This is a genomic window from Arthrobacter sp. AK01 (genome assembly GCF_021109375.1).
Taxonomy (GTDB): Bacteria; Actinomycetota; Actinomycetes; order Actinomycetales; family Micrococcaceae; genus Arthrobacter.
Map to the genome: position 1 here is coordinate 31,604 of NZ_JAJOHP010000001.1, position 22,426 is coordinate 54,029.

The following is a 22,426-nucleotide window of genomic DNA, read 5'->3' on the forward strand; positions in this document are numbered from 1 at the left end:
GGCCAATGCGCGGGGGACACTCAACTCCAAAGACGCACCCACCTAAGGAAACCGCCGTGGTGGTGGGTGGAGGGATCTCGGGCCTTCTCGCTGCGCGGGAACTCGCTTTGGCGGGCATGTCTGTCACGGTCCTGGAGGCACGCCAGGAGTGGGGAGGTTGCGTTGGGAGCCACGTCGTGGCGGGACTGCGCCTTGACAGCGGCGCCGAGTCCTTCGCCACACGGTCTCCGGCCGTAGCCGACCTAGCGCGCGAACTCGGCTTGGCGGACAACATCGTTTCCCCACACCCTGGAGGTGCCTGGGTGCAATTGCCGGATGGCCCGCAGGAACTGCCCAAGACCGGCGTCCTGGGCATTCCCGCCAATCCCTGGGACCGGGAAGTCCGCCGTTCCCTGGGGCTGATCGGCGCCATCAGGGCATCCATGGACCGCTGGCTGCCTGCATCGATCGGAACCTCTGCCGAGGTCACCAGCGTCTCATCATTGGTACGTGTCCGTATGGGCAAGAAGGTCCTGGAACGTTTGGTGTCCCCGGTAGTGGGTGGCGTTCACTCCGCCGATCCCGGCCTCCTGGACATTGACATGGTTGCACCCGGGCTCAGGGCAGGTATCCGCAAGCACGGTTCGCTTGCTGCCGCTGTCGCGGCGCAGCGCAAGCACGCCACCGGCTCCGCCTCCAGTCCAGCAAAGCCAGGGTCCGCCGTCGCCGGTTTGAAGGGTGGCATGAACACTCTGGTGGCTGCGTTGGTCGGCGACCTACGGAAGCGCGGAGTCGATTTGCTGACCGGCAAACATGCCGATGCCGTCGTGAGGACCCGCGATGGCTGGCTGGTTACCGCGGGCGATTCCGCGTACGACGCCGGCCGGCTGGTCGTCGCGCTCGACGGTCCTGCCGCCGTCGGGCTGCTGGAGCCGTCCCTGCCCGGGTTGTCCGGCCTGCGTCCCGCTCCGGGGCCGTTGGTCAGCCTGGTGACGATGGTGGTGGACTTGCCGGAGTTGGATCGAAGGCCCAGGGGCACAGGCATCCTGGTTGCGCCGCAGACCCCCGGAATCAAAGCCAAGGCACTGACGCACGCGACTGCCAAGTGGGATTGGTTGGCAGCAGAAGCCGGTCCGGGTACGCATGTCCTGCGACTTTCCTATGGGCGGCGCGAAGAGACTGGTGGGGGAGCGGAATCCGCCACCGACGACGGTTCCCTCTTGGCTGCGGCCCTGGAGGACGCGTCAGCATTGTTGACGGTTCCGGTGTCCCGTGCGGACATTGTTGATTGGGATGTGGTGCGCTGGTCCGGCGCCCTGCCCTTTGCTGCCGTTGGTCATAAACAGCGGGTTGCGCAGGTGCGCAAAGCGTGTGCCGAAGTGGATGGCTTGACTGTCGTGGGCGGCTGGCTGGCCGGAAATGGCTTGGCGGCCGTGGTGGCGGACACCCGGGGGCAGCTGGCGACGGGATGGGGCCAAAAGCACTCCCGTCTGTGATTTGTGTCACTTCTACGCGCTGTAGAACTGATCCGTTTCGACTTAGGGGCTGGCACGGGGCAAACTTGAACCATGAGCCACACTTCTGCCGAATCTGTCACTAAAACTGCTGAAACCGAAGAACAGTTCTACACGCTGTGGACGGTCTTCAAGCGCTCGGCCGACGTTCTGCGCAGCGGCGATGCTGCCCAGGAATTCGAAGCCCTTGCGGAGAAGCTCGCCGACGGCGGCGTGATCCTGCGCGGTAGCTACGACGTCTCGGCAATGCGCTCGGATGCTGACATCATGGTGTGGCTCCACGGCCCCAAGCCGGAGGACCTTCAGTCCGCAGTCCGCTCCATCCGCCGCAGCAAGCTTTTTGCAGGAACCGACATCGTTTGGTCCGCCATGGGCGTGCACCGCGAAGCCGAGTTCTCCAAGAGCCATGTGCCCGCCTACGCCCGCGGCGTGGAGCCCAGCACCTGGCTTTGCGTCTACCCGTTCGTGCGCTCCTATGAGTGGTACCTGCTTCCGACGGAAGAACGCGGCAAGATGCTCCGCGACCACGGCATGCTGGGCCGCGAATTCCCGCAGGTCATTTCCAACACCGTCTCCTCGTTCGCTCTGGGCGACTGGGAATGGATCCTCGGTCTCGAGGCACCTGACCTGGTGGACCTGGTGGACCTGATGCGCCACCTGCGCTCCACCGAGGCACGCCACCACGTGCGCGAAGAAATCCCCTTCTACACCGGCCGCCGCGTCACGGCGGCCGAGATTGCCGAGGTTCTCGCATGACCGGCCCCGAAGTTTCCACAGCACCCAACGCCATCACTGAGCGCGGCCGCCAGGAAGCCAAACGCTACGACGCCGTGCTTCTTGCGTCCTTTGGTGGTCCCGAAGGCCAGGACGACGTCATCCCCTTCCTGCGCAACGTCACCCGTGGCCGGGGCATCCCGGACGAGCGCCTCGAAGAGGTCTCGCACCACTACCGCGCGTTTGGCGGGATCAGCCCCATCAACCAGCAGAACCGTGAGCTGAAGGCCGCCATTGAGGCTGAACTGGCCAAGCGGGAAATTGAGCTGCCGGTTCTGTGGGGCAACCGTAACTGGGATCCCTACATCGCGCCGGTCCTGCAGGACGCGTACGACGCCGGACACCGCCGGATCCTGATGCTCACCACCAGCATCTACTCCTGTTACTCCAGCTGCCGCCAGTACCGCGAAGACATCGGCATTGCCCTGACGGAAACCGGTCTGGACGGCAAGCTTCAGGTGGACAAGATCCGCCAGTACTTCGACCACCCCGGCGTAGTCCAGCCCTTCCTTGAGGGTACGGCAGCGGGTCTTGAAGAGATCCGTGGCAAGTTGGCCGCAGCTGGCGAAACCGACCCTGACGCCAGGATCCGCGTGTTGTTCGCAACGCACTCGATTCCCACCAGGGACGCCGAGGCCGCCGGAAGCTCCGACGACGAGCCGCGCGAATTCGCAGAAGGCTCCGCATACGCAGCCCAGCACCTGGCAAATGCCAAGGCCATCATGGACGTTGTGGCACCGAACGTCGCCTGGGATCTTGTGTACCAGTCCCGCTCCGGTGCACCGCACATCCCGTGGCTGGAACCGGACATCAACGACCACCTTGAGGAAATAGCGCCCCAGGGCGTCCGCGGTGTGGTCATTGTTCCCCTTGGCTTCGTCAGCGATCACATGGAAGTTGCCTGGGACCTCGACACCGAGGCCCTGGAAACCTGCAAGAACCTGGACATCGAAGCCACTCGCGTTCCTACCCCGGGGACGCATGCGGCTTTCGTATCCGGCCTGGTGGACCTGATCTGCGAACGGACAGTGGAGAACAACATCGCCGACCGTCCCCATGTCACGGACCTTGGACCTTGGTACGACGTGTGCCGGCCCAATTGCTGCGAGAACTTCCGAGGCGCCAAGCCCGTCATTGCAGAGGTTGGCACTACCACCGGTACCGGCCATGATGCCTACCCGGCTTCGGAGGCAGCAAAGTGACCGTTCGCATCGGCACAAGGGCCAGCAAACTGGCTCTGACGCAGACGCAGCAAACGGCAGACAAATTGGCTGCGGTTGGCGGCTTCCCGGTGGAGCTCGTTCACATCAAGACCGAAGGCGACGTCAAGACCGGTTCCCTTTCCCAAATGGGCGGAACAGGCGTGTTCGTTGCAGCGTTGCGTGACGCGTTGCTGGCTGACAGCTGCGATGTCGCCGTGCACTCCCTCAAGGATCTGCCCACCGGGGCCGCCGTGGGCCTCAGCATTGCTGCGACACCCCAGCGCGTTGATGTCAGGGACGTACTATGCGCCCGCGATGGGCTGACCCTTGCGGAGCTTCCGGGCGGGGCAAGAGTGGGCACAGGCTCACCCCGTCGGGCAGCACAACTCCGGGCCGCCCGGCCTGACATCGAAGTGCTGGACATCCGCGGAAACGTGGACACCCGCCTTGGACGCGTCCCGGGGCTTCCCGGAAATGCCACTGAGGAGGTTGTTCCGGGCAAGTCCTGCGATCTTGACGCTGTGGTGCTGGCTGCTGCTGGCTTGGAACGTATAGACCGACTGGATACTGTCAGCGAGTTCTTCGCCACGGACGTCATGCTTCCCGCACCAGGACAAGGCGCGCTGGCCATTGAGTGCCGCACGGAGGAGGCTCCACGTCAGGCAGGAACCACTGAGGGCTCCAACGGTGTGCTGGCGCAGGCACTGGCAGCCTTGAACGACGACGACACCCGCCTGGCCGTAACGGCCGAACGTGCCGTACTGGCCAGGCTTGAAGCCGGTTGTGCCGCGCCCGTCGGCGCCTATGCTTTCCGGAAGGGCAGCATGCTCTATTTGGAAGCCGTTGTCTGCGCCGTGGATGGCACCAAAACTGTGCGCGAGAAAAAGGCCACGGACGGCCTGACCGACGTTGGAGCCACGTTGCTCGGCATCGAAGTGGCGGAGCTCTTGCTTGCTGCCGGCGCCGCGGAGATCGCGGACCTTGCCGCGTCCTGAGCTGCATGCATCACAAGGGCTGAGCGGTCGGCGCGTCCTGATTACCAGGAGCGCCGATCGTGCCAGGCCGCTGGCGTCACTCCTTGGAAGCCTGGGCGCCACACCTTTGGTCCTGCCCCTCATCGATTTTGAACGGGCTGAGGACCAGGCCTCCCTCGATGACGCTCTTGACCGGCTGGCCGCAGGCGACTTTGACTGGCTGGTGCTCAGCAGCGTCACCACCGTGCGGGTTCTCTTGGAGAAGGCTGCAAGGCATGGAAAGTCCCTCGCGGACCTGGTCCCTGCCGAAACCAAGGTGGCGACCATCGGCCCATCATCCCGGGATGTCCTTGAGTCCGTTGGCCTCACCGTCGCTTTGGCTCCTGCGGAGGTCCAATCCGCAGAAGGATTGCTTGCTGCGTGGAAACCGGGCCCCGTACGGGTACTGCTGCCGCAGGCTGATATTGCAGCACCCGGCCTGCGGGAAGGCTTGGCGACGAAGGGTGCGGTAGTGGCCACGGTTGTTGCCTACCAGACCGTAGACTACCCCGCCCGGACAGGACGGAAGCTGGAAGCGCAGCTGCCCGCCGCCGTCGTTGATTCCGAAACTGGACAGGTGCCGATCCTCACCCCGGAAGACGCCCTGGCAGCGCTCGAGGCCGGGACGCTGGACGCCGTAGTTGCTGCTTCACCCAGTGCCGCACGGCGCATCGCCGAGATGTTCCCATCGTTGGGCGCCTGCCGCCTGATCGCGATAGGACGTCCGACGGCGGCAGAGGTTTCCCGCCTCGGCCTCACCGTCGCTGCCACAGCCAAAGAACCAACCCCGGACGGCATCGTGGCCGCCTTGGAATCTGTTTTCGCCAACGAAGGGAACCCGCAATGAGCTTTCCAAACCATCGTCCCCGCCGCTTGCGCACAACTCCCGCCATGCGCAGGCTCACCGCTGAGAATCGACTGGCACCCGCAGACCTGATCCTGCCGGCTTTCATCCGTGAAGGACTCACTGAACCCAGCCCCATCAGCTCCATGCCGGGAGTCGTCCAGCACACCACCGATTCCTTGAAGCGTGCGGCAGCCGAAGCCGTGGAGCTGGGCGTGGGCGGCATCATGCTGTTCGGTGTGCCGGCGGTACGTGACGCGCAGGGTACTGCGTCCCTCGACCCTGAAGGTGTCCTGAACAAGGCCATCCGCGATGTCAAAGCGGAAGTCGGCGATGACCTGGTGATCATGGGCGACGTTTGCCTGGACGAATTCACCGACCACGGCCACTGCGGTGTGCTGGATGCTGACGGATATGTGGATAACGACGCCACCCTGGAGATCTACGGCCGGATGGCGGTGGCGCAGGCCGAGGCAGGCGCCCATGTGCTGGGGCCGTCGGGAATGATGGACGGCCAGATCGCCGTGATCCGCCAGGCGCTGGAGGAATCCGGGAACAAGAACACTGCGGTCTTGGCTTACGCCGCCAAATACGCCTCTGCTTTCTATGGCCCCTTCCGGGAAGCCGTCGATTCCCAGCTCAAGGGTGACCGGCGGACCTACCAGATGGACGCGGCCAACCGCCGTGAAGCCATCCTCGAAGTTGAACTGGACCTCGAAGAGGGCGCCGACATGGTGATGGTCAAGCCGGCCATGAGCTACTTGGACATCCTGGCCGACGTCGCAGCCATGAGTCCCGTGCCGGTTTCGGCCTACCAAATTTCAGGTGAGTACGCCATGATCGAAGCGGCTGCGGCAAACGGCTGGATCGACAGGCGCGGTGCCATCACCGAATCCGTCCTGGGGATCAAGCGTGCCGGGGCCGATACCGTGCTGACCTACTGGGCCTCCGAACTTGCAGGCTGGCTGAAGGAGTCCTGATGACGTCCGTTCCCTCCGACCCCACAGCGCCGGTAGCGGCCAACCACATCCTGCTGGGACTGAACACCTTCGGCGACGCGGGGCTGGACGCCGAAGGCAACCCCAAGGAGCATGCCAGCGTGCTTCGCGAGCTGCTGGAGGAAGCAAAACTGGCTGACGCCGTCGGGATCCATGCTTTTGGCGTGGGCGAACACCACCGGCGGGACTTTGCTGTCTCCGCACCGGAAGTCTTCCTTGCAGCCGCAGCCGCTGTGACGTCCAGGATTCGCCTGGGATCGGCCGTCACGGTCCTCAGCTCCGATGATCCGATCCGGGTCTTCCAAAGGTTCGCAACCGTGGATGCCATCGCCAACGGCAGGGCTGAGGTCATGCTGGGGCGAGGCTCTTTCGTGGAGTCCTTCCCGCTGTTTGGCCTGGACCTGGCGGACTACGAGGTCCTCTTCGAGGAAAAGCTTGAGCTGTTCGACAAGGTGCGCGCCCAGAAACCCATCCACTGGGAGGGGCGCACACGGCCCAACGTCGGTGGACTCCAGGTCTACCCGCGGTTGCAGCACCACCTTCTGCCGGCCTGGATCGGTGTGGGCGGCACGCCTGAGTCCGTTCTGCGCTGTGCTGAATACGGGTATCCGATCATCTTCGCCATCATTGGGGGAGAGCCCCGCCGCTTTGCCCCTCTGGTGAACCTGTACCGCGAGGCCATGGGCAAGTACGGCCACCCGATGCGCCAGATCGCAACCCATTCACCCGGATTCATCGCCGATACCGATGAGGCCGCCCGGGAGGAGCTCTTCCCGCATTGGCTTGAGCAGCGCAACAGGATCGGCGCCGAGCGGGGCTGGGGTCCGGGCAACCGGGGCGAGTTCGATGCCATGTGTGGCCCCGAGGGTGCGCTCTACGTAGGCTCTCCGGAGACCGTCGCGCGAAAGATCGTCCTCCTGAAGCGCAACCTTGGAGTGGATCGCTTCGACCTCAAGTACAGCAACGGAACGTTGCCGCACCAGTCCATGATGCGCTGCATCGAGCTCTACGGCACAGAGGTGGCCCCTCGCGTCGCCGAACTGTTGGCTGGCGCTTCGTAGCTTGCGGCCTTGCCGCCGATGAATCACTGAAAGAATAGGAACCATGACTTCAAACACCCCTGTCTCCGACCAGCTCTTCGACCGCGCGCGGTCCCTTATGCCCGGCGGAGTCAACTCCCCGGTCCGCGCCTTCGGATCCGTCGGCGGAAACCCGAAGTTCATGGTCTCGGCCAAGGGGGCCTACCTCACGGATGCCGATGGCAAGGAATACGTGGACCTCGTGTGCTCCTGGGGTCCGGCGCTGCTGGGCCACGCTCACCCGGCAGTACTCGACGCCGTCCACGCAGCAGTGGACCGTGGGCTGTCATTCGGTGCTTCCACGCCGGATGAAGCCAATCTTGCGGCGATCGTCAAAGAGCGTGTCTCGGCCGTCGAGCGCCTGCGGATGGTGTCCACTGGCACAGAAGCGACCATGACTGCGGTCCGCCTTGCCCGCGGCTTTACCGGACGCAACCTGATCATCAAGTTCGCTGGCTGCTACCACGGCCACCTGGATGGGCTGCTTGCCGCCGCAGGCTCCGGCGTCGCCACGCTGGCATTGCCGGGCTCGGCCGGCGTCACGGAAGCTACGGCAGCTGAAACTTTGGTGCTGCCCTACAACGACCTCGACGCCGTCGAGGCCGCCTTCGCGACGCACGGGAGCAACATCGCCGCTGTGATTACCGAGGCGGCTCCGGCCAACATGGGCGTTGTCACCCCGGGGGAGGGCTTCAACGCAGGGCTGTCCCGCATCACCAAGGAACACGGTGCGCTTCTCATCCTTGACGAAGTCCTCACGGGATTCCGCACAGGCTACGCCGGCTACTGGGGGCTGACGGGCCGCCAGGAAGGCTGGGCGCCGGATCTGCTGACCTTCGGCAAGGTCATCGGCGGCGGAATGCCGACGGCGGCACTTGGCGGCCGTGCCGACGTCATGGATTACCTCGCTCCTGTGGGCCCGGTCTACCAGGCAGGCACACTGTCCGGGAATCCTGTTGCCATGGCCGCCGGCGTAGCAACGCTGACAAACGCCACCCCCGAGGTCTATGCGTTTGTGGATGCCCGTTCCCTGGAACTCTCGGCGGCGCTGTCGTCAGCCCTGGACGCTGCAGGAGTGGACCACTCCATCCAGAGGGCCGGAAACCTGTTCTCCGTTGCGTTCGGCACTTCGGCCCACGGCGTCCACAACTACGCCGATGCGCAGGGCCAGGAGACGTTCCGTTATGCGCCGTTCTTCCACTCCATGTTGGACTCCGGGGTCTACCTTCCGCCGTCCGTCTTCGAGGCCTGGTTCCTGTCAGCGGCCCACGACGACGCCGCGATGAACCGCATCGTGGATGCCTTGCCGGCGGCTGCAAAAGCTGCGGCTGCCGCGTCCGCCTGATCATGCTGATGCCCCGGGCGACTGCGCGCAGCAGCTGCCCGGGGCATGGTGGTGTCCCTACGGGGTAGGCTCGTAGATGGAAACCCAACCCCAACGAACTAACGGTTTACCATGCGCAAGATCCAGAGAATTGCATCCCTCGGTGTGAGCATCGCGGCGGCTGGAGCTATCCTCGCCATGGCGTCGGGTTGCTCAACCGGCAGCGGAAGCACCGCCCAAACCACAACTGAAGGGACGCCGTCGGCCTCCCCTTCCACGCCGTCAGGCACCCCGAAGCCCAGCACCGCGTCAGCGGTGCCAACGAAGCCGACAACGGTTCCTTCGCCCTCTGCCGCGCCGGCCACCACCTCTCCCACTGTGGCCGAGCAACAGCTGGCTGCGTTAAGCCTTGAGCAGCGCGTGGGCCAGTTGTTTATGGTGGCGGCCAAGGCCACCGGCGCCGAGCCAGGAACCATGCAAGCGTTGAAGCAGTATCACGCGGGCAACGTCTACCTAAGTGGGCGCAGCAAAGCAGGCTCTGCCGCTACTGCCGGCGTTGTGTCTGCGTTGACGGGAACGGTCTCGGCCGCCACCACCGGCGGCATACCCCTCTACGTGGCCACCGACCAGGAGGGCGGGTACGTCCAGGTTCTTTCGGGCCCTGGATTCTCCACGATTCCCACGGCCTTGGTGCAGGCATCCTCCGGTCCTGCCAAGCTCCGCACTGATGCTGCAACATGGGGCATGGAGCTGCGCAGCGCTGGCGTCAACGTCAATCTCGCGCCGGTCCTGGACACGGTCACGAGCCCGGAGTTCGCGCCGTCCAACGCTCCCATCGGCCACTTTCAACGTGAGTACGGTTACGAACCCGGCACTGTTTCCGTCCTGGGCAACGCCTTTGCGGATGGCATGAAGGACGCCGGAGTGGCGCCTGTAGTGAAGCACTTCCCCGGTTTGGGCAGGGTTGTTCCCAACACGGACGTCACCAGCGATGTCCGGGACACCGTCACCACGCGGGATGATCCTGCCTTGGAGCCGTTCCACGCAGCCATCAAGTCGGGCACGCAATGGGTCATGGTATCGAATGCGTTCTATGACCGGATCGATCCTGCCAACATTGCACCGTTCTCACCGACGGTCATGGACACCATGCTGCGTGCGGATGCGGGCTTCAAAGGCATCGTTCTCTCGGATGACCTTTGCAGTGCCGCGCAGCTGGAAGCCTGGTCCGATGCGGATCGAGCCCTGAACTTCTTTGGCGCAGGCGGAACCATGCTGGTGTGCGCTGATCCCGCGAGTATTCCAGCAATGCATCAGGCCGTGGTGAAGAAGGCGCAAAGCGATACCGCGTTCCGGGCAAAAGTGGATGCCGCGGCTTTGACGGTTCTTCGGGTCAAGGCCGGGCAATGAGAACAGCAAAGAACCCCGCCTTCGCAGCGAAGGCGGGGTTCTGAGCAGTTGCTGCTGGCCCTGGCTAGAGGACGTCCGAAAGGAATCCTTGAAGGCGTTCCGTTTGGGGATTGGTGAACAGTTGCTCCGGAGGGCCGGATTCCACCACAACACCGGCGTCCATGAAGGTCACCACGTCTGAGACGTTGCGGGAGAAACCCATTTCGTGGGTCACTACCACCATGGTCATGCCGCCTTGGGCCAGGTCTGTCATAAGGGCAAGGACACCCTTGACGAGTTCCGGGTCCAGAGCCGAGGTGGCTTCGTCGAAGAACATCACCTCGGGCTTCATGGCCAGGGCACGGGCAATGGCTACACGCTGCTGTTGGCCACCTGAAAGGTTGGCCGGACGCGAGTCAGCCTTGTGCTTCAAGCCCACCAGGTCCAGTTGGGCCAAAGCCTCCTCCCGGGCCTGCTCCTTGGACATGCCACGGAGCTTGCGGAGTGCCAACGAAATGTTCTCAGCCACCGTCTTGTGCGGAAAGAGGTTGAACTGCTGAAAGACCATGCCGATGCGGCGGCGCAGTTCGTCCGGATTGTCTTTGAGCACTGAACGCCCATCCAGCAGGATGTCGCCCTGGTCAGGCTCAATGAGCCGGTTCATCACGCGCAGGAGCGTCGACTTGCCTGAGCCGGAAGGACCGATCACGGAAGCCGTGGTGCCCTTCTCTACGTGCAGGTCAATGCCCCGCAACACGTGGTTGCTGCCGAAGGACAAATGGATGTTCTTCGCCGTCAATGTGCCTGAAGCGAATTCGCTCATGCTTGGGCTCCCTTTCCAACGACGGCTGCCGCCTCGTCAGGTTCCTTCTTTTCCGGGCGGCCGGAGCGCATCCGGGCATCGATCCAGTTCACAAAGTGCGTGAGCGGGATGGTAAGCGCGAGGTAGAAGATGGCTGCAGCCACATACGGGGACAGGTTTCCGCTGTTGGCAGCGGCGTCCTTGCCGATCTGGAAGATCTCACGTTCCGTGGCCAGCAGGCCGAGCATGAACACAAGCGATGATTCCTTGATCAACGCAATGAACTGGTTGACCAGGGCCGGAAGGACCCTGCGGATTCCCTGGGGTACCACCACGAGGCGCATCGAAGAGCCGTAGCTGAACCCCAACGCACGGGTTGCTTCGAGTTGGCCCTTGTCCACGCTCTGGATACCCGAGCGGAAGATTTCACCGATGTACGCGCCGGACATCATGGACAAAGCCGTGATGGCCATGGGATACGGGTTGCTGGAACCCGTGAGCTCACGAACGATCGGGCCAAACCCGAATCCGATGACCAGGATGGTCAGCACTGGCGGCAGGCCGCGGAGGATGTCCGTGTAAATGCGGGCAATCCACCGGGCTGCGGCGTTCCGGGAGATCCCCATCAGTGCCAGCAGCATACCGATGGCTGTCCCGATGATGCCCGACGTAACAGCCAGGATCAGCGTATTGGGAAGACCGACGGCGAACATCTTGGGGATGACTTCGCCCATCGCCTCCCAGTCCAGGAAGGCGTCAGCTAATTGATTGAGGATATCCATGGAACGTCCGGGTTACTTGGCGGGAACTTGGACGGCCTTGCTGCCCGGCGTCCAGCCCTGGGGAGTCTGCTCTGCGGCAGTGGGACGGTCTTTGTACCACTCGGCAGTGAGCTTGGTCCAGGTGCCGTCAGCAATGACAGCGTCCAAACCGGAGTTCAGGGCGTCGATCAGCGGCTGGTTGTCCTTGTTCACGGCGTAAGCGGTGAAGTTCTGGGTGTTGACGACCTTTTCGGCGATGGTGGTGTTATCGCCTTCCTTGACCTGGCCCTCAGCCTGCTGGGAGGGAGCCACCCAAGCGTCGATCTGGCCGTTCTTCACGTTGCCGTAGACCGTGTTGTAGTCGGGGAAACGGACCGGCTCGATCTTGAGGGTGTTCGTCATGTAGTCATCCTGGACGGTGCCCTGGACTACTCCGACGCGGAGGCCTTCCTTGAGGTCGGCGAAGCCCTTGATCTTCGAGTCGTTCTTGGTCACGACAGCCATGTAGCCGAAGTCGTAGCCGTTGGTGAACGCTACGGTGTTGCGGCGGGCGTCCGTGGTGGAGATCGAGGACGATCCGACGTCGAACTGCTTGTTGGCGACCTGGGAGAGCAGCGCCGAGAAATCGGTGGATGCGAATTCGACCTTGAGGCCAAGCTTGTCGCCAATGGCGCGGAGCAGCTCATTGTCGTAGCCGGTGAACTTGCCGGAAGGATCAATGAAGATGTTCGGAGGGGCATCCGAGAGCGTGCCGACGCGCAGGGTGCCTTCGGTCGCGAGGCCGAGCTTGGACTTATCGATCTTGTCCAAGGGAGTGACATCGGCGGTGGTGTAATTGTCCAGCGTTTGCTGGTCACTGCCGGCGAGGGCGTCGGTGGGGGAGCCGCTGGGCTCGGAGGAGCCTCCACCGCATGCTGCCAGGGAAATCACCAGGGCTGCGGCCACGGGGGCAACAGACAGCCACTTAGGGGCTTTGAATTTCATAAAGAAATCACTTTCATCGGGTCACGGAGACGTTTCGCGGTGGGCGGGGAATGTGGCAACCGAAAGAAGGTTGGCTGCCCTAGCAGACTTCAACCCGCCAAACTTAATTATGTCACCAGCCCGCCAACGCATAGTGAATCGAACAAACGGTTGCCAGCACTCGATTACGCCGAACAGAATTCCCTTGGACGGCGGCGGGACTCCGGACTATTTCGGGAGTAGCTCTCCGCATGGAATCCACGCATGACCAAGCTCGGGTTGGGGGTTCCCGAATTTGCTGTGACTTGCGTCGCAGAAAGTAACGTACGCGGGATTGTTCCCGGCCTAGAAGCCGCCCCGGCTTGCGTCCTCGGGCGGAAGTACCGGCCATTCACCTTCGATGACTGCCGTGGGTTTGCTGCGCCGCAAGTACTGCTGAAAATCGGCGGCCTGGGATGCAGCCCAGTCTACTTGCAGTTGATGGAGCGTGGATGCAGGCATCTGCAGCTTGGGGAATTTGCCGGCCATGGCATCCAACACGCGGAGAGTGGCCAACGCATCCGCAGCAGACGTATGGGCGTTGGTCAGGTCCACTCCGTATTCCTCGCACAGGGCGGTCAGGGTGCGCTTGCCTTTGCGGTAGCGGTCAACCTGCTTGTTCATGACGTACGGGTCCAGAACCGGGAAACGGCTCAATTGCGGGACGCCGTAGCGGGCGGACTCGGCGGCCAAGACGGTGAAGTCGTAACTGGCGTTGAAAGCGATGACTGGAGTGCCGGCGTCGAAAAGTTCCTGGAGAGCCGCGGCGACTTCCCGCGTGACCTCCGCCGCCGGGCGGCCTTCAGCACGGGCTTTTTCCGTGGTGACACCATGCACTTCACTGGCTTCGAGGGGGATTTCGACGCCGGGATCGGCCAGCCATTCATGCTCCGCCACCAGTTCCCCGCGGGCGTCCACGACAGTGATGGAGGCGGTGACGATCCGCGCCGACCGCGAGTTCTTCCCGGTGGTCTCGAGGTCGAATGCGGCACGGGAGAGGGTGTTCCAGGAGCTCATGTTTTCAAGTTACCGGCTGGCTCCGACACTATTGGGCACGACACTCCTGCCGTTACGCTGAACACATGCGGATGGAGTATGTAACGGCGGTCCTGGCCGTTGTGGACCTCGTTCCGCCGGGTTCTGCGGTCTCCTATGGTGACGTCGCGGAGCTCCTGGGAGCCGGTGGACCCAGGCAAGTTGGCGCGGTCATGAGCCACTATGGCAGTTCGGTGGCTTGGTGGAGGGTGCTTCGGGCAAGCGGGGAGGCGCCCCCGGGCCACGAAGCTGACGCCCTTCGGCACTACCTGGATGAATCGACACCCCTCCACGGTGCTTACGAAGCATTCCAGAGAACGGGCGAAGGTCGCTGGCGGGTGGACCTGACAGCGGCGCGTTGGGCGCCTAGGGACGCCGACTTCGATCAACTGGATGTGATCTCCGACCAGTTGGAGCGTCAACTCCATAAATTGTCGGTGCCCGATGATGAAATGACTGTGTGACCGCGACTCCAACCAAAACCCGCCAAGTACCGGCAGCTCTTCGTCTGCTGCCTCCGCGCGAAACCCACTACGCGTCGCCCGTTTTGTCCCCGGACCAAGAAGCAGTCGTTTCCCTCCGACAGGGGAGCGGTCCGGTCCTGGTGCCCGGGGGCCCGGGAACCGGTAAGTCCACAGTGCTCGTCGAATCCGCGGTCCGACGCGTTCGTGAGGATGGACTGGACGCCGAACGGATACTGATCCTCGCGCCCGGACGGCATGCTGCCGCAGCCTTGCGGGATACTTTTACGGGGCGGCTTGACCGCAGCCTTAGTACGACGCCGGCACGCACCTGGGCGTCGTACGCTTTCGATGTCATCCGGCGGGCGAAAGCCGAAGGCGTCCTGCCCCTTGCCAGGCCCCCGAAGCTTCTGTCCGGACCGGAGCAGGACCTGATCATCAAGGAGTTGCTCGAGGGGCACTCGCGGCCCGGTTTCCAGTTGCCTTGGCCGGAGGACCTCGCGGCGGCACTTCCCACCCGCGGCTTCCGCCACGAGATCCGTCAGCTGTTCGACCGCATCATTGAATCGGGCCGTACGGCGGAGGATCTGCTCGGTCTTGCCCATGAATGTGGACGTCCCGATTGGATCGCCGCGGCCGAGCTTTACAGCGAATACAGGGATGTGTTGGACCTGCGCATGCCAGAGGCCTTCGACCCCGCAGGAATCATCACCACGGCGCGGCAGATCTTCCAGGATTCGCCGGCCTTCCTGGCCGCCGAACGCGAACGCCTCCAGCTCATTTTGGTGGACGATGCCCAGGAGTCCAATCCTGCCGTGTTTGAGCTGCTCGCCGACATATCGGAGGCCAAGGACGTTGTGGTGACGTACTCCCCGGATACTGTCGTGCAGGGTTTCCGTGGTGCACGTCCGGACCTTGTTGCTGAGCTGCCTGCCCTGTTGGGAGGCCTGCAGCAGGCAGTTCAAGAATGTCCGCTGTGGGTTACGCACCGTCACCTGCCCGAGGTAGCCGAAGCATGGACGCGTGTCGCAGCTCGAATTTCGCAGCGTTCCGGTGGTCAATTGGCCCGGAGGCTGGAGCAACCACCAATGGCGGAGCCTGCGTCGGCCGGCGAAGGCCGCGTGGAGGGGCATGTGCTTCCGTCCGCCGTCCACGAGATGCGGTACGTTGCCCAGAGGATTCTGGAAGCGCAGTTACGGGAACACCGGGACTTCAGCGATATCGCGGTGATAGTTCGCAACGGCGGACAGATCTCGCAGTTGCAGCGGTACCTGAGCGGCCAGGGAATCCCGGTACGCGTTCCGGTGGCAGACTCAGCCGTCCGCGACGAAGTAGCCGTACGTCCGCTGTTGGAGACCTTTGCGATAGTCCTGGACCCAGCTAAGTTGACTCCCGAAACGGCAGTTTCCCTCCTTACATCGCGTGTTGGCGGGGCCACTGCCATCGAATTGCGCAGGCTCAGGCAATCGCTCCGCCGCGAGGAACTTCTGGGCGGAGGTGGCCGATCCAGCGACGCCCTCCTGGTGGAGGCCCTGCTTCAACCCGGAGCCCTGGCGTCGCTGGGAATAGAGGGGAGCTCGGCCCGCCGGCTGGCCCGCATGATAGCGGCTGGATCCGGGGCTGCGGCTGAGCCCGGGGCAAATGCCGAGTCTGTTCTGTGGGCCTTATGGCAAGCCACCGGATTGTCGTCCCGGTGGGCTGAAATGGCACTTGAGGGAGGCAACGCAGGCGCAAGGGCGGATCGTGACTTCGACGCCATGATGGCCCTGTTCCATACAGCCGAACGCTTCGTCGACCAGTTGCCCGGATCCGGTCCTGAACAGTTCCTGGAGTATCTGTTGAACCAGGAACTCCCCATGGACACCCTCGCCGCACGGGCCCAGCTCGAGGCCTGCGTGGAGATCATGACTCCGGCCAGTGCAGCGGGCCGGGAATGGCCGGTGGTGATCGTTGCCGGCCTCCAAGAGGGTGTGTGGCCCAACACCCGTCTACGTGGTGAGCTTCTGGGGAGCACGCTGTATGCCGACGCCGTGGAGCATGGAGTGGATTATGCCGTTCGTCGTGGACCTCTGAGCAGGCTCCGGGATATCCGGTATGACGAACTCAGGAGTTTTTCGACCGCCGTGTCGCGTGCCCGTGAGGTCCTGATTTGTACGGCCGTTTCGTCCGACGATGAGCAACCCTCCGCCTTCCTGGATTACGTGGCACCACTGGATTCCGGCGAGTACAGGCGCGAGTACACGCCCGTGGACCGCCCTATGACCCTTCGGGCACTTGTCGCGGAACTGAGGCAACATGCCCAGTCCGAAGATTCCGGCACGGGCGCCGGGCACGAGGCGGCGCGGTTGCTGGCCCGGCTCGCAAGTACGGAACCGCCTGTTCCCGGCGCCCACCCGGACACTTGGTGGGGCTTGGCGCCCTTGAGTTCCGTGGAGCCAGCTGTTCCTCCTGGCGGAACGGTCCCGGTCTCACCTTCCAAGGTTGAAGCCGTCCATAAGTCGCCGCTGGACTGGTTTGTCCAGGCCGCTGGAGGTGAGGCTGCCACAGATTTTGCACGGAGCCTGGGAACGCTGGTCCACAGTATTGCCCAGGAATTTCCCGACGCTTCGCGGTCGGAGTACGTCGCGGAACTTGTCCGCCGATGGCCCACATTGGGTATGAAGGACAACTGGGAAGGGAGGCTTGACTTCCAGCGCGCGGAGCAGATGGTCCGCAAGTTGGCCCAGTACGTTCTCATCATGCGCGGTGACGGAAGAAGCCTGCTGGCGGTAGAGCACGACTTTGAAGTCCAGCTTCCTGATGTCCGTGTGGAGGCGGCCACCCCGGATGGAAGTGACGGGGAGTCCACCCGGCGCGCGGTCCTCCGTGGCCAAGTGGACCGCCTTGAGATCGATCCCGAGGGCAGGCTCGTCATCGTGGACCTCAAGACCGGCAAGCGCCAACCGGGGAAGGCCGAGGTTGCCAAGCACCCGCAACTGGGCGCCTATCAGGCGGCCGTGCTCAAGGGCGGCTTCCAGGATGCGGGAACCGATAAACCAACGGCCGACGCCGGTCCCCTCGCCGGGACCCCGAACGGCGTTGTCCCCGGGGGTGCCGTACTGGCCCAGCTAGGGACCAAGACCAAGAGTCCGGGAGTGCAGCAGCAGGATCCGTTGGACCCTTCCGACAATTGGGCGGAGAACCTGGTCAACGAGGCTGCTGCGCTGATGGCCGGAGCAACGTTCGAAGCCCGGCATGATCCCAGCAAAGGGGGGCATGGCGGCCATGGCTGCCGTCTCCCGGATATTTGTCCACTGTGCGCCAGAGGAAAGCAGGTCACCGAATGACAACTGAGCTCCTGGACGGCCTTGCCGCCGCTCCATCCGGCACTCAGGGCGAGGCAGATGTTCCGGAGCCCCGCTTTTCACCCTCCGACCTTGCTGACATCCTTGGCGAAAAGAACCATCCCACCCCCGAACAGTCGGACATTATTGCTTCCTCGCTGTCACCGCGTTTGGTGATTGCCGGTGCCGGTTCGGGGAAGACCGCCACCATGGCAGACCGGGTGGTGTGGCTCGTAGCCAATGGCTGGGTACGTCCGGAGGAAGTACTTGGTGTGACCTTCACGCGCAAGGCTGCAGGAGAACTGGCCAGCCGGATCCGGAACAAGCTGGCCACTCTCCAGCGAATTGCAGCGCAGGATGACGGCAGCATCGGGTTCCCCGACGGACTCGTGGGTGCTGACGACCTTGAACCCAAGGTCTCCACCTACCACTCCTACGCCAGCGGCATAGTGTCTGATTATGGTCTGCGGTTGGGCATCGAGCGCGACGTCGTCCTGTTGGGTGGGGCACAATCCTGGCAGTTGGCCAGCGAAGTAGTCGAGGCGTACGACGGCGACTATGAGCACTTCACCGCGGCCAAGTCCACCCTCGTCAATGCCGTCATTCAACTTGCCGGGGAGTGCGCCGAACACCTGCAGGATCCTGCTTCCGTGCGGGACTGGGTCCTTGAACGCGTCGAGACCTTTGGCCAGCTTCCCTACGTGGCCGGTGCAAAGAAGAACCCGACCCAGGCTGCTGCAGATCTGGCAGCCATGCTCCGAACCCGCGCCAGCGTGGCAGACATGGTGGTTCGCTACCAAGAGGCAAAGCGGCAACGCGGAGTCCTCGATTTCGGCGACCTCGTGGCTCTCGCTGCCCGGATTGCCAGTGACATTCCCCTCGCGGCGTCAACGGAGAGGGCCCGCTACAAAGTGGTGCTCCTGGACGAATTCCAGGACACATCCCATGCCCAGCTGGTTCTCTTTTCGCGGCTCTTCGGCCGAGGACACGCCGTCACCGCGGTGGGAGATCCCAACCAGTCGATTTATGGGTTCCGCGGTGCTTCGGCCGGACAGCTCTTCCATTTTGTCCAGGAGTTCCCCGTCAGGAACATGGACGCGACAGGGGATGATGAGGCCTATTCCGTGGCTCCAACGTCGTACCTGACTACAGCCTGGCGGAACGGTCGGCACATTCTTGAAGCTGCCAACACCATCGCAGCGCCCTTGAACAAAGCCGCAGCATCGGATGGCCCTGCGGGGGAGAGGGGGACAGCCGGCAGCGTTTCTGTGCCTCCGTTGGTTCCGAGCCCGGCGGCGGTCGACGGAAGCGTCGTGATCGGCCGTTTTGGTACGGATGAGAATGAGGCCGCTGTCGTAGCCCGCGATGTCCGCCGCTATCAGCGCACCGTCTTCGAGCAAGAGAAGGACGGGACGCCGGTCAAGCCAACCATGGCGGTCCTGTGCCGCAGGCGCGCGCAGATGGAGTGCCTTCGCCGGGAGTTTGAGCTGCAGGGAATTGCCTATGAGATCGTGGGACTTGGTGGTTTGCTGGACACGCCGGAGATTGTGGACCTGGTGGCCACCCTGCGTGTCCTCGCCGATCCCGGGCGGTCCGATGCCTTGATGAGGCTGCTGGCCGGAGCCCGTTGGCGGATTGGCCCGGCAGACTTGATGGCGTTCAGCGACTGGTCCCGCTTCCTTGCCCGTCGGCGTTCAGCTCCGGACGGCTACTCCGAAACCACAGATGACAACGAGCAACCGGCCGCGGTAGTGGTCGAGAGCGACATCACGGATACCGCCAGCCTCGTGGAAGCCTTGGACTTCCTCCCTCGTCCGGGCTGGACGTCCGGGCACGGGAGGAGCCTGAGTGCCGCCGCCATGGAGCGGCTGAGCAGACTTGCGTCGGAACTTCGTTCCCTGAGGAGCTACATCGGAGACGACCTCACGACGCTCCTCGGGGAGGTCGAACGTGCCATGCTCCTGGACATTGAAGTAGCGGCCAAGCCTGGAATCAGCATTCACCAGGCGCGCCGGAACCTTGACGCCTTCCAAGATGCCGCGGCCGGATTCCTTCAGACGTCCCAGCGCATCGATCTCTTGGCATTCTTGTCATGGCTTGAGGCTGCGGCCTCCGAGGAGGGCGGCCTGGACGTTGCCCCCGTCGAAACCAACCGGGAGGCCGTGCAGTTGCTCACGGTGCACGCCTCCAAGGGCTTGGAATGGGATGTTGTCTTCGTCCCCGGCCTCAACGAAGGTTCGTTCCCCAGCAGCAGGGATTCGCGATGGAGCAGCGGAGCTGCTGCGTTGCCTTGGCCTTTGCGGGGTGACCGCGCAGACCTCCCCCAGTGGGACCTCGACCAGCCTGACCAAAAGGGGTGGCTGGACGCGGAGAAGGATTTCAAGTCCGAAGTCCAGCATCATGGCGAGGCCGAGGAACGGAGGCTCGCCTATGTCGCCTACACTCGGGCGAAATTCGTCTTGTGGGCCTCCAGCGCCGCCTGGAACGGCTCCCGCTCGGGGATGGCCGGTATCTCTGCCTTCCTCTCCGACTTGGCCCCGCTTGCCGGAGTCGACCCCGAGGCCGGTTCAAGCCGCCCCCTCAGGCCCGGCTGCGCAGTGGTCCATCCGGAATCCGTAGCCGAGGATGCACTCCCGGAAGAGAGCCCGCTGACCGCAGTGCTTGAGGTCGCCGGCTTCCCGTATGATCCCCTCGAAGGCCCTTCCGATCCCCGGAGCGGCGCCCGCCTCAGGTTGGTCCCCGGGCGCAGGCTGGCCATGGACCAGGCGGCGGCAAGGGTCCGTGCATACATCGATGATGCCGTCGGCCAGGCACCCTCCCCGGAGCCCGGTGGCCCTGCCCGTAAATGGTCCCAGGAGGCAGAACTACTGCTGGACCGCCAACAGCAACGTAAGTCAGTGCAGGATGTTCACCTGCCGAGCCATATTTCGGCCTCGCTTTTCGTGGACCTCGGTGCTGACCCGGCTGCCGTCCTCACCCAACTCCGCAGGCCTGTTCCCCGCGAACCTGGCATTTCAGCCCGCAAAGGTACGGCCTTCCATGCGTGGGTTGAGGAGTACTTCGGGACCACCGGCATGCTCGACCTCGATGAGGCGCCAGGCTCGGACTCCCACATCGACGAGGCATACGGCTTGGATGACATGGTGGCGGCCTTCAAGCAGTCCGAGTGGGCACAGCGCGCGCCCGCATTTGTCGAAGTGCCCGTGGAAACCCGGATCGGGGATGTCGTAGTCCGTGGACGCATAGATGCAGTGTTCCGTGACGCCGATGGACGTTGGCAGCTCATCGACTGGAAGACCGGACGACGCCCCGCGGGTCAGCAGTTGGCGACACGGGCGGTGCAGCTGGCTGTTTACCGGCTCGCTTGGGCCCGGCTCAAGGGCGTGCCCCTTGAAGACGTCAGCGCTGCGTTTTACTACGTGGCGGAGGACTCAGTGGTGCGGCCGCACGATCTGGGCAGTGCCGAGGAACTGGAGCAGATCGTGGCGAGGGCTTTGGAAAGCGCCGGCTAGGGGCTGGACCGCTGGTAGTGCTAGGACCTCTCGGCCGGGTGGAGCGGTGTCACATTGACCACGCTGATCGCAGCCGTTGACGTGTCATCCGGGTCTGCCGAGTCAGCGGAATCGCTGTCCTCCGAGGGCACAGACCTTTCAGCCTCCCCGGTGTCTACGGCTGATACCGGTTCACCGCTTCCCTCTGGGACGGGCGGATGAGACTGCCCGGGAGGCCCTGCAACAGTCGCCGAAGCGGCCGGTATGGCCGCTACCGTAACGGTTGGACCGGCGTCGGGAATTGCCGCGACGCTGACGGGAAGCTGCTGGCCGGCCGGAGTTTCAGGTGCCTGCAACACAGCGGCCTCTTCCTCAGCCGCTTGCGCTGCTTCTTCTTCGCGTCGGGCCTGCTCCTCGATGTCATCGGCCAGTGTTTGGAGCATGGACTCAGCTTCGGCGGTCATGCTCTGGTGTCCGGCCGCCATGGCCTTGACCAGGTACTGGGCGAGGGCGAATTCTGCCAGCAGCGCTGCACGACGGAGCAGGTGGCCATCCGGGGTCTCCCGGCGTGCCTGGGTGTAATGGGTCAGGACGGCATCAACGAACGTGGCTTCATTGGACGCAACCAGCCACGCGAAGTCGTCGGCAGGGTCACCAATCCTGAGGTCGGTCCACCCCGTCAAGGCAGTTACGGAGTCGTCCTGCACCATGAGGTTGTCTTCATGGAGGTCTCCGTGGACCACTGATGTATTGAACCGCCAGAGGGCAACGTCTTCGAGGGCGTGTTCCCAACGGCGAAGGAGAGTGGCCGGAATCTTCCCGGTGGTTGCCGCTTGGTCCAGTTCATTGAGCTTGCGCTGCCGGAACTCATTGGCAGAGTAACTCGGCAGGTCCGCGTTGGTCACGAGGGTCAACGGGAGGTCGTGAATGGCTGCCAGGGCTGCCCCGATCTCCTGGGCCAGGGCGAGGCTGCCTGCGGAAAGTTCATCTATGGACAGCGTCGAGCCCTGCAGGTGGGCGTATACGAACGTGGTGAGGACGCCTTGACGCACGGTGCCGGCGATGGTTGGCACGTGGAAGGGCAGCTCGGCACGGATGGCCGGCGCAAAAGCACGCAGCACCATGAACTCGGTCTCCAGCCGCGTGCTGGCTTCCGGATGGCGTGGGCAACGGACGCGCCAGCGTTTGCCTTCCGAGTCGAGCAGCAGCGCCGAGTCGAAATCGGCGTCGTCGTCGGGGGAAAAGGCTGTAGCCGTCGGCGCCAGGCCAGGCACCGCCGCGGTTGCTATGGCGGCCAGTTCGAGCGGTGTTCTTCTCACGTTCTCCACGGTAGATTGAGTGTGGCCTGTGGCCATGATGCAGTGCGGCGAGTCTTCAGATCCGCAGCAAAACAGGGCAATTGTGCCTCCCCGGCAGTCCGGTATGGACGCATCCA

Annotated in this window: 17 protein-coding genes; 12 read left to right on the forward strand and 5 right to left on the reverse strand. The window is 63.7% G+C overall.

Annotated elements, in window-relative coordinates:
- Positions 1–5: 5 nt before the first annotated feature.
- The 9 genes from hemG (at position 6) to LN996_RS00220 (ending at position 10,137) form a co-directional block, all read left to right on the forward strand.
- Positions 6–1,475, forward strand: coding sequence for a protoporphyrinogen oxidase (gene hemG / locus LN996_RS00180; RefSeq protein ID WP_231337936.1), 1,470 nt, complete (start codon positions 6–8; stop codon positions 1,473–1,475).
- Between the two features lie 72 nt (positions 1,476–1,547).
- Positions 1,548–2,249, forward strand: a complete 702-nt coding sequence (gene hemQ / locus LN996_RS00185; RefSeq protein ID WP_231337937.1) for a hydrogen peroxide-dependent heme synthase — start codon at positions 1,548–1,550, stop codon at positions 2,247–2,249.
- A complete protein-coding gene (locus LN996_RS00190) occupies positions 2,246–3,469 on the forward strand; it encodes a ferrochelatase (RefSeq protein WP_231337938.1) in 1,224 nt (407 codons plus the stop codon). Before hemQ ends, LN996_RS00190 begins: the two co-directional genes overlap by 4 nt.
- Positions 3,466–4,464, forward strand: coding sequence for a hydroxymethylbilane synthase (gene hemC / locus LN996_RS00195; RefSeq protein WP_231337939.1), 999 nt, complete (start codon positions 3,466–3,468; stop codon positions 4,462–4,464). The genes LN996_RS00190 and hemC overlap by 4 nt, the downstream gene beginning before the upstream one ends.
- Positions 4,451–5,329 (forward strand): uroporphyrinogen-III synthase, encoded by an 879-nt coding sequence (locus tag LN996_RS00200; protein ID WP_231337940.1) that lies wholly within the window; start codon positions 4,451–4,453, stop codon positions 5,327–5,329. Before hemC ends, LN996_RS00200 begins: the two co-directional genes overlap by 14 nt.
- Positions 5,326–6,306, forward strand: coding sequence for a porphobilinogen synthase (gene hemB / locus LN996_RS00205; protein WP_231337941.1), 981 nt, complete (start codon positions 5,326–5,328; stop codon positions 6,304–6,306). Before LN996_RS00200 ends, hemB begins: the two co-directional genes overlap by 4 nt.
- Positions 6,306–7,385: an LLM class flavin-dependent oxidoreductase gene (locus tag LN996_RS00210; protein ID WP_231337942.1), complete on the forward strand. Its 1,080-nt coding sequence runs from the start codon at positions 6,306–6,308 to the stop codon at positions 7,383–7,385. The genes hemB and LN996_RS00210 overlap by 1 nt, the downstream gene beginning before the upstream one ends.
- A 43-nt stretch (positions 7,386–7,428) precedes the next feature.
- The gene (gene hemL, locus LN996_RS00215; RefSeq protein WP_231337943.1) at positions 7,429–8,748 is read left to right on the forward strand and encodes a glutamate-1-semialdehyde 2,1-aminomutase; all 1,320 of its coding nucleotides are present in this window, start codon (positions 7,429–7,431) and stop codon (positions 8,746–8,748) included.
- A 111-nt stretch (positions 8,749–8,859) separates the two neighbouring features.
- On the forward strand, positions 8,860–10,137 hold the full coding sequence (locus LN996_RS00220) for a glycoside hydrolase family 3 N-terminal domain-containing protein (protein WP_231337944.1): 1,278 nt from the start codon (positions 8,860–8,862) through the stop codon (positions 10,135–10,137).
- Positions 10,138–10,201: 64 nt separating this feature from the next.
- Here LN996_RS00220 and LN996_RS00225 read toward each other — a convergent pair whose 3' ends face one another.
- From LN996_RS00225 to LN996_RS00240, 4 genes are all read right to left on the reverse strand, one after another.
- Complete coding sequence (locus tag LN996_RS00225) at positions 10,202–10,939, reverse strand: amino acid ABC transporter ATP-binding protein (RefSeq protein ID WP_231337945.1); 738 nt, start codon at positions 10,937–10,939, stop codon at positions 10,202–10,204.
- On the reverse strand, positions 10,936–11,700 hold the full coding sequence (locus LN996_RS00230) for an amino acid ABC transporter permease (protein ID WP_231337946.1): 765 nt from the start codon (positions 11,698–11,700) through the stop codon (positions 10,936–10,938). Before LN996_RS00230 ends, LN996_RS00225 begins: the two co-directional genes overlap by 4 nt.
- Before the next feature lie 12 nt (positions 11,701–11,712).
- Positions 11,713–12,663 (reverse strand): ABC transporter substrate-binding protein, encoded by a 951-nt coding sequence (locus LN996_RS00235; RefSeq protein ID WP_231337947.1) that lies wholly within the window; start codon positions 12,661–12,663, stop codon positions 11,713–11,715.
- Between the two features lie 324 nt (positions 12,664–12,987).
- Positions 12,988–13,698, reverse strand: a complete 711-nt coding sequence (locus LN996_RS00240) for a 3'-5' exonuclease (RefSeq protein ID WP_231337948.1) — start codon at positions 13,696–13,698, stop codon at positions 12,988–12,990.
- Positions 13,699–13,763: 65 nt separating this feature from the next.
- Between LN996_RS00240 and LN996_RS00245 the strand changes: the two genes are divergently transcribed.
- From LN996_RS00245 to LN996_RS00255, 3 genes are read left to right on the forward strand one after another with little or no spacing between them, the layout of a single operon-like run.
- Positions 13,764–14,180 carry an MGMT family protein gene (locus tag LN996_RS00245; protein ID WP_231337949.1) on the forward strand — a complete coding sequence of 139 codons (417 nt, stop codon included), beginning with the start codon at positions 13,764–13,766 and terminating at the stop codon, positions 14,178–14,180.
- Positions 14,177–17,503, forward strand: coding sequence for an ATP-dependent DNA helicase (locus tag LN996_RS00250; protein ID WP_231337950.1), 3,327 nt, complete (start codon positions 14,177–14,179; stop codon positions 17,501–17,503). Before LN996_RS00245 ends, LN996_RS00250 begins: the two co-directional genes overlap by 4 nt.
- The gene (locus LN996_RS00255; protein ID WP_231337951.1) at positions 17,500–21,012 is read left to right on the forward strand and encodes an ATP-dependent DNA helicase; all 3,513 of its coding nucleotides are present in this window, start codon (positions 17,500–17,502) and stop codon (positions 21,010–21,012) included. Before LN996_RS00250 ends, LN996_RS00255 begins: the two co-directional genes overlap by 4 nt.
- 20 nt (positions 21,013–21,032) lie before the next feature.
- Here LN996_RS00255 and LN996_RS00260 read toward each other — a convergent pair whose 3' ends face one another.
- Positions 21,033–22,310, reverse strand: a complete 1,278-nt coding sequence (locus LN996_RS00260; protein WP_231337952.1) for a macrolide 2'-phosphotransferase — start codon at positions 22,308–22,310, stop codon at positions 21,033–21,035.
- Positions 22,311–22,426 lie beyond the last annotated feature (116 nt).

Bases quoted from the DNA above. Each gene is read 5' to 3' on its own strand.
- hemG (WP_231337936.1), top strand. From the start codon at position 6: ATGCGCGGGGGACACTCAACTCCAAAGACGCACCCACCTAAGGAAACC.
- hemQ (WP_231337937.1), top strand. From the start codon at position 1,548: ATGAGCCACACTTCTGCCGAATCTGTCACTAAAACTGCTGAAACCGAA.
- LN996_RS00190 (WP_231337938.1), top strand. From the start codon at position 2,246: ATGACCGGCCCCGAAGTTTCCACAGCACCCAACGCCATCACTGAGCGC.
- hemB (WP_231337941.1), top strand. From the start codon at position 5,326: ATGAGCTTTCCAAACCATCGTCCCCGCCGCTTGCGCACAACTCCCGCC.
- LN996_RS00210 (WP_231337942.1), top strand. From the start codon at position 6,306: ATGACGTCCGTTCCCTCCGACCCCACAGCGCCGGTAGCGGCCAACCAC.
- hemL (WP_231337943.1), top strand. From the start codon at position 7,429: ATGACTTCAAACACCCCTGTCTCCGACCAGCTCTTCGACCGCGCGCGG.
- LN996_RS00220 (WP_231337944.1), top strand. From the start codon at position 8,860: ATGCGCAAGATCCAGAGAATTGCATCCCTCGGTGTGAGCATCGCGGCG.
- LN996_RS00225 (WP_231337945.1), bottom strand. From the start codon at position 10,939: ATGAGCGAATTCGCTTCAGGCACATTGACGGCGAAGAACATCCATTTG.
- LN996_RS00230 (WP_231337946.1), bottom strand. From the start codon at position 11,700: ATGGATATCCTCAATCAATTAGCTGACGCCTTCCTGGACTGGGAGGCG.
- LN996_RS00235 (WP_231337947.1), bottom strand. From the start codon at position 12,663: ATGAAATTCAAAGCCCCTAAGTGGCTGTCTGTTGCCCCCGTGGCCGCA.
- LN996_RS00240 (WP_231337948.1), bottom strand. From the start codon at position 13,698: ATGAGCTCCTGGAACACCCTCTCCCGTGCCGCATTCGACCTCGAGACC.
- LN996_RS00245 (WP_231337949.1), top strand. From the start codon at position 13,764: ATGCGGATGGAGTATGTAACGGCGGTCCTGGCCGTTGTGGACCTCGTT.
- LN996_RS00255 (WP_231337951.1), top strand. From the start codon at position 17,500: ATGACAACTGAGCTCCTGGACGGCCTTGCCGCCGCTCCATCCGGCACT.